Annotated in this window: 5 protein-coding genes and 1 pseudogene; 2 read left to right on the top strand and 4 right to left on the bottom strand. The window is 43.2% G+C overall.

The annotated features are described in order from the left end of the window. Positions 1-54: 54 nt before the first annotated feature. Positions 55-387 (top strand): annotated as a pseudogene (locus QMA00_RS19005) (methyl-accepting chemotaxis protein); the annotation flags it as partial. Between the two features lie 858 nt (positions 388-1,245). Here the strand turns inward: QMA00_RS19005 and gcvP are convergent. The 4 genes from gcvP to QMA00_RS18130 form a co-directional block, all read right to left on the bottom strand. Then, a complete protein-coding gene (gene gcvP, locus QMA00_RS18145; protein WP_076922425.1) occupies positions 1,246-4,137 on the bottom strand; it encodes an aminomethyl-transferring glycine dehydrogenase in 2,892 nt (963 codons plus the stop codon). A 151-nt stretch (positions 4,138-4,288) separates the two neighbouring features. After that, positions 4,289-4,678, bottom strand: a complete 390-nt coding sequence (gene gcvH, locus QMA00_RS18140; protein ID WP_076922426.1) for a glycine cleavage system protein GcvH — start codon at positions 4,676-4,678, stop codon at positions 4,289-4,291. A 77-nt stretch (positions 4,679-4,755) separates the two neighbouring features. Next, positions 4,756-5,838, bottom strand: a complete 1,083-nt coding sequence (gene gcvT / locus QMA00_RS18135; protein WP_076922427.1) for a glycine cleavage system aminomethyltransferase GcvT — start codon at positions 5,836-5,838, stop codon at positions 4,756-4,758. 119 nt (positions 5,839-5,957) lie between these two features. Then, positions 5,958-6,557 (bottom strand): hypothetical protein, encoded by a 600-nt coding sequence (locus QMA00_RS18130; RefSeq protein ID WP_076922428.1) that lies wholly within the window; start codon positions 6,555-6,557, stop codon positions 5,958-5,960. A 126-nt stretch (positions 6,558-6,683) separates the two neighbouring features. Between QMA00_RS18130 and QMA00_RS18125 the strand changes: the two genes are divergently transcribed. Further along, positions 6,684-7,541: a LysR family transcriptional regulator gene (locus QMA00_RS18125; RefSeq protein ID WP_290158352.1), complete on the top strand. Its 858-nt coding sequence runs from the start codon at positions 6,684-6,686 to the stop codon at positions 7,539-7,541. The last annotated feature ends 189 nt before the right edge of the window (positions 7,542-7,730 follow it).

Below are 7,730 nucleotides of genomic sequence, written 5' to 3'. Positions count from 1 at the left end.
ATTAAATCGCCCCTAGTTTGAACAAATTTTAATCTGCAAAGGTCAACAGACCCTAATATAAATAAGTTCTACGATATTTTCATTATCGACCCAGCAAATGGCAATATTGTTTACTCTGTTTATAAAGAAGTCGACTTTGCAACATCGCTGCAAACAGGCCCCTACACTGATAGTAATTTAGCGAGCTTGTTTCAACAATTAAAAGACAGCAACGACCCACAAGCAATTGCATTTGCAGATTATAAACAGTACTCCCCTTCATATAACGCCCCTGCGAGCTTTATAGGTAAGCCTATTGTTGTTGATGGTAAAACAATTGCTATTTTAGCCGCCCAATTATCGATTGAAGATGTCAATTCAATCATGAAAGAACGTGGCGGATTGGGCATAAGTTCACCAATCATGGTTCAACGAACCGAAAGGGGTCCAAGCGATGGGGTCGGTCCGGGGTGTAGTGACATAGTTAATTTGGCAACCCATTCATAAAGCGTGAAACACGAGGTCAGGCCTTGTTGTATCTTGCCAAGACCAAACAGCAATCTCACGTTTAACACCCTTCCCCGTCATCACGCCCTGAAAATAAGCAATTGATGAATAATTCATTTCATGGATGAAATGTAAGCCATGCTTGCACATAGATGTGCTTTCATGGTGTTTACGTTCACATCTATTGTGGTTTGAAGGATTAAGCGTGATGCTCGGGTGCGCTGAGAGCGTCCAGAGAGGGGTCATCGGCAGCCCCTCTTTGGCTGCCGTCGCCAGCGCGACAAAACCTTGAATAAGGTTTCTAATTTAGATCACGGATTTATCTAGGCAAAAGTTAGCAATAAAAACCATCAGCCATTTTAGGCTAAAGCCCAACCTACAAACCACGCACGCCAGCAAGCTCAGCGCCTACGGTGGTTAACTTACCACTGGTGTTAAACCATTCACGGCTAAAGCCGACTCCAACAACAATACTTAACCTCTGTGTAGCGAAGTGTCTCTGTGATCTCTATGGTGAAATTCTTTTTCTCGCTTTTTTCGTCCTAAAGGACGACCTACAAACAATGCATATTTACGTGTTTGGGGGATGGTAATGATATTGGAGAATCGTTGGGTTTCGTTTCACTCTACCCAACCTACCCCATATAGTTTATGGCGAATCACCACGCACAAAAAAGCCGCTGCATTGCTGCAACGGCTTTTATAATTTCGATAAATCCCACTCTACAGTGGAACTTACTACCAATTAAAGTTCAAAAATTAGTCGCGGTATGTCTCAATCGGAGGACATGCACACACTAAATTACGGTCGCCGTATACGTCATCGATACGTGTAACCGTTGGCCAGAACTTATCTTTAGCAACTGCTGGTACTGGGAAGGCAGCGTAAAAACGGTCATACGCGCGGTCCCACTCATTACCTAACACATCAGCTTGCGTGTGCGGTGCAAATACCAGTGGGTTGTTTTCGATAGACCATTCACCTGAAATGATTTTATCAATTTCACCTTTAATCGATACCATCGCTTCGATAAAGCGATCAATCTCGCCCTTAGACTCAGATTCTGTTGGCTCAATCATTAATGTGCCCGCTACTGGGAACGACATCGTTGGTGAGTGAAAACCGTAATCTTGTAAGCGCTTAGCAACGTCCATTTCAGTAATGCCTGATTGCTCTTTTAATGGGCGTAGGTCAATAATACATTCGTGAGCAACGCGATTATTACGGCCACGGTATAAAATTGGGAAGTGCTTGCTTAGTTCATTGCTTAGGTAGTTAGCATTTACAATCGCCATTTCTGTCGCTTGTTTTAAGCCTTCAGAGCCCATCATCGCAATGTAAGCCCATGAAATAGGTAGAATAGCTGCAGAGCCATAAGGCGCTGCCGATACTGCACCGTTACCAGCATTAGTACCTGGTACGTTAATTACACTGTGGTTTGGCATAAATGGCGCAAGGTGCGATTTAACACCAATTGGACCAACACCTGGGCCGCCGCCGCCGTGTGGAATACAGAAGGTTTTATGTAAGTTTAAGTGCGATACATCTGAGCCAATAAAGCCTGGGCTAGTAACACCTACTTGCGCGTTCATGTTTGCGCCATCCATGTAAACTTGGCCACCATGCTGGTGAACAATTTCACATAATTCACGAATCGTTTCTTCGTATACACCGTGTGTAGATGGGTACGTTACCATGGCACATGATAGGTTTTCAGACACCTCAGCGGCTTTGGTTTTTAAGTCTTCCATGTCGATGTTGCCGTGTTTATCACAGTTAACAACCACAATTTTCATGCTCGCCATTTGTGCCGACGCTGGGTTAGTACCGTGCGCAGAACTTGGAATTAAACACACATTACGGTGTGCGTCCCCTCGTGACTCGTGGTATTTACGAATGGCGATTAGGCCTGCGTATTCACCTTGTGCACCTGAATTTGGTTGCAATGAAACCGCGTCGTAACCGGTAATGTTAACTAGCCAATCATGTAGCTCGTTAATCATTATTTGGTAACCTTCTGCTTGATCTAGCGGGCAGAATGGATGAAGGTTAGCAAATTCAGGCCAGGTAATTGGGATCATTTCAGCGGTCGCGTTGAGTTTCATGGTACATGAACCTAACGAGATCATAGAGTGATTAAGCGCTAAATCTTTGTTTTCAAGGCGCTTAATATAGCGAAGCATGTCTGTTTCGCTGTGGTAGCTGTTAAAGTTTGGATGCGTTAGGATTTCATCATCACGCACTAGGCTTGCAGGAATAGAGTCACTGCCATTTGCTTCAACATAAGCGGCAATTGCATCTACACTTAGGCCGTGGCCTTCGCCTAAAATAATATCAAATAACTCGGCAATGTCTGCACGTGTTGTGGTTTCTGATACTGAAATTGAGTACTCGCCCGCATGATTAGCAGCAAAGTTAACGCCTTTAGCCACAGCACGCGCAATCACGTCGGCTTTGTTTTCATCAATAACAGTTAATGTATCAAACCAGGTAGCGTGCTTAAGTGCCACACCTTTTGCTTTTAAGCCAGTTGCTAAAATATCAGCAAAACGGTGAATGCGCTGAGCAATGGTTTTTAAGCCTTGCGGGCCATGGTATACCGCGTAAAACGCCGCCATGTTGGCAAGTAATACTTGCGCCGTACAAATGTTTGAGTTGGCTTTGTCGCGACGAATGTGTTGCTCACGGGTTTGCATTGCCATACGCAGTGCATCGTTACCTAAACGGTCTTTTGATACACCAATAATACGCCCTGGTAATGAACGTTTGTAAGCATCACGTGTTGCAAAAAATGCAGCATGTGGACCACCGTAACCCATAGGCACACCAAAACGCTGAGCAGAACCAAGTACTACGTCGGCGCCCAATTTACCTGGTGCTTTTAATAGTAGTAAGCTCATGATATCGGCTGCCACACAGGCAATCGCTTTTTTGCTTTGTACGCCAGCAATTAGGTCAGTTATATCAACAATTTCGCCTGATGTTGACGGGTATTGAAATAACGCACCAAAAATGTCGTGGTTCACGGCATCAGCGGCTTTACCTACAATAATTTCAAAACCAAATTGCTCTGCACGGGTGCTCACTACGTCAATGGTTTGCGTGTGTACGTCGTCGGCAATAAAGAACGCATTGGCTTTTTTAGCTTTAGATACACGTTTTGCAAGGCCCATTGCCTCGGCTGCAGCAGTTGATTCGTCAAGCAGTGAAGCACTTGCTAAATCTAGGCCGGTAATGTCTAAGGTCATAGTCTGGAAGTTTAATAGTGACTCTAAACGCCCTTGTGCAATCTCTGGCTGATACGGTGTGTACGCTGTGTACCAACCCGGGTTTTCAAGTACGTTACGTAAAATTACGTGCGGTACGTGAGTTGGGTGGTAGCCTTGGCCAATATACGATTTGAAAACTTTATTTTTGCTTGCTACTGATTTTAAGTAGCTTAGTGTTTCAACTTCGGTGCGGCTTTCGCCGATATTAAGACCTTGCTCAAGACGAATACCAGCAGGTACAGTTTGACCGATCAGCTCTTCAACGCTCGATACTTCAAGAGCGCTAAGCATGTCGTTTACTTGCGCTGGGCTTGGCCCAATATGGCGGCGAATAAAATCTTGCTTTTGCTCTAATTGTTCAAGAGATTTGGCGTTTGACATGTGTCCAGATTCCTATGATCCTAAATACTAATGGGTAACTAGTATTGATTAAAATATGTGATGATTTGGCAACTTACTGGATATGGTAATAAGCTGTAAAATCATAAAAGCCCCAATGTTTTAAATAGAGGGGCTTTTAACTAATTAACGATTACTCTTCGTCAATAGTGTGTGCGTAGCCTTCTGCGTCTAATAAGTTATCAACTTCAGATTCGTCAGATGCTTTAATGCGGAATAACCAACCGTCGCCGTAAGCGTCGTTGTTTACTGTTTCTGGAGAATCTTCTAGCTCTTCGTTAATAGCAACAACTTCACCGCTAATTGGTGCGTAAATGTCTGATGCTGCCTTTACTGACTCTGCTACTGCACAGTCTTCGCCTGCATCGACTTCGTCGCCTACTTCTGGTAATTCAACAAATACCATGTCGCCAAGCAGCTCTTGCGCGTGCTCAGAAATACCAACAGTGTAAGTGCCGTCGCCTTCATTACGAACCCACTCGTGTGAAGGTGCGTATTTTAACTCGCTAGGGATATTGCTCATTTTGTTTCATCCTTTGGTTTAGATTGGGAGAATACCAATAAATGAGGGTGACCTATTTACTGGTATAACCAAATTATTTAGATTATTGATTTACCGTTACGTACAAAGCCCGATTTAACTACTTTTACGTTAACTAATTTTTTACGCATTTCTACTTGAGCTGTGTCGCCGGTTGAACGTGGCACACGTGCTAATGCAACACTATAGCCCAATGTTGGTGAGAATGTGCCAGATGTAATAACACCTTCGCCACCATCAACAATTACTTTAGAACCACTGCGTAGTACGCCTTTTTCTTCAAGAATAAGACCTACTTGCTTGTGAGTACTTTTTTCTGCACGTTGTTTTACCAAAACATCACGACCAATAAAGTCACGATCTTCTGGTTCCCATGCAATAGTCCATGCCATGTTAGCTGCCAGTGGTGATACACTTTCGTCCATATCTAGGCCGTAAAGGTTCATACCTGCTTCTAAACGTAGTGTGTCGCGCGCGCCTAAGCCCGCAGGCGCTACACCGGCATCAAGCAGTTGCTGCCATAAATCGGCTGCTTGCTCGTTTGGTACTACAATTTCGTAACCGTCTTCGCCAGTATAACCTGTTGTAGCAATAAATAAATCACCGGCTTGAACACCAAAAAATGGCTTCATGTCTTCAACTGCAGCTTGCTGGTCTGCGTTTAATACCTGGGCTGTTTTAGTACGTGCATTAGGGCCTTGAACCGCAATCATGGCGTATTCCGGACGCTCAGTAACCGTTACTGCAAAATCGCTCGATACCTTAGCTAAATGTGCTAAATCTTTTTCACGGGTCGCTGAGTTAACCACTAAGCGATAAAATGTTTCGCTAAAGTAGTAAATAATTAAGTCGTCAATTACACCACCTTGCTCGTTAAGCATGCCGGTGTAGAGTGCTTTGCCAGGTACTGTTAATTTAGCAACGTCGTTAGCTACAAGCTTGCGTAAAAATGCTTGTGCTTGCTCACCTTGTATATCAACAATGGTCATGTGTGATACGTCGAACATGCCCGCATCGTTACGAACGGCGTTGTGTTCTTCTATTTGTGAACCGTAGTTAATTGGCATTTCCCAGCCATGAAAATCGACCATTTTTGCGCCGGCTTCAAGGTGCTTTGCATGTAATACTGTTTTAGAAGTCATAATATTCCTTCACTTTTAAATTAACCCATGTGTGTGGGCGTGGCCTCAATTAAATGAGGGGGAATAACATGGTAGCCATTAATAAGCCTACCAAATTGTAATCTTTAACTTTTTACCCGTTAGGCTGCTTGAGTGTTGGTAACACTAAAGCCCTGTTGCTGCATATACTGTTGCCACTTATCAAGGGTGGCCGTTTTAGCAATAACAATAAACTGCTGTTCGTTGTTTTGATCTACTGCAGTAACAAACACGTCTCCACTTTGCGCGCCATAGCAAAGCTGCGCGTCAGCAAGGCGTAACCCTGGGGTTAGTTTAAATGCCTCAACTAAGGTATCAAAGGCGTTGCTACCGGTTAAGGTAAAGGTTGCTAAATCGGTGCGTACCACAAAGTCGATATCGTACCTAAGCTGTTGCTCGTTAATGAGTGCTTGTAATTGCAAGCTGGCATTTACTGGGAGTACAAATCGAAAGGCGGTTTCGCTAAAGTAGTAAACGGCGTAGCTAAAATCAGAATTTAAATCGCCATCCAATGTGCCTTTAAAACCAAAGCCACTGGCGGTTAGTTTGGTGAGGTCATGACCTAAAATAGCACTTAAAAATACCGATGCTTCACTGCCGCTAAAATCAATAACAACGTGGCTGTTATTAGCTTGTAAGGCATTAATAACCGCGCTGTTAGCGTTGCTATGGCGGGCAAACATTATCGGGTTAAAAGTCATAACAAATACCTATCTATCTTTAATAGCAAAAGTATATTGCGCAAGGCTTACAACAACAAATTGTAATTACTTATCAATTGATAAATAATACTTATATATATAGCCATATAAATAGTAATTTTAAATATGAAAAACATTTCAACCGACAGTTTACGCACATTTGTTATGGTGGTTGAGGTAGGTGGATTTGCCAAAGCAGGCGATTTACTTGGCCTTTCGCAACCTGCGGTAAGCTTACAAGTAAAACGTTTAGAAGACTTATTAGGCTATAAATTATTTAAAAAGCAGGGACAACGCCAAGTACTTAATCAATATGGTGAACTGTTACTGCCTATGGCAAAACAAATGGTGCAACATAACGATGCCATTTTACAGTTATTCACTTCCGAAAGTGTGACTGGTAAAGTGCGCCTGGGGATCCCTAGCGAATTTGCCGCGCGTATTTTGCCCTCCATTATTGGCGATTTTGTGGCGCTCTACCCTGAGGTATCATTTGAAGTAAAATCACGCTTAAGTAAACACCTACTCTCTGATGAGCGCCAAGATCAATTTGATTTAGTATTGGCGCTTAACGAGCAACTTGACTCAGAAAAATTCCCTATTTTTATTCAAGACCAATTAGTGTGGGTGGGTGACCTATCACTGGCACAAAATGAAACGGTCACCTTAGTGACCGCCCCTGAGGGCTGTATTTATCGCCGCAGAGCAACTCAGGCTCTTGAAAAAGCAGGCATTAAATATCGTATTGTTTACAGTAATGCTGATTTAACCGGTTTAATTGCCGCATTAAAAGAAGGCTTAGGCATAACAGTGCTCGCAAAAAGTACCGTACCTAACGATTTAGCCTATCACTTACACACTAAACATTTACCTGCGCTTGGTAGCATAGGTATTAGTTTAGTAAAAACCGCCAGCGAACCTGAAAACGCCGTGTTTAAACTCGCTGAGTTTATTAAGCTGCGCTTAGGTTACCCCACTCCTTAAATAACCTGAACTCTGGATAATAAATCTATCTCAAGCAGCGTTCAGGTTAAATTAACCGCCACCAGCCAATAGGTTATTTTGGTTTTATAAGATTAGAATAAACATTCAGGGTCTGTTGACCTTTGCGGATTAAGATTTGTTCAAACTAGGGGCGGTTTAATCGCGGCGCGAGGTTTGTAACCTAGTGGG

The sequence above is a fragment of the Pseudoalteromonas sp. APC 3694 genome (assembly GCF_030407565.1).
In the GTDB taxonomy this organism is placed as follows: Bacteria; Pseudomonadota; Gammaproteobacteria; order Enterobacterales; family Alteromonadaceae; genus Pseudoalteromonas; species Pseudoalteromonas tetraodonis.
This window is presented reverse-complemented; position numbering and strand designations above follow the sequence as displayed.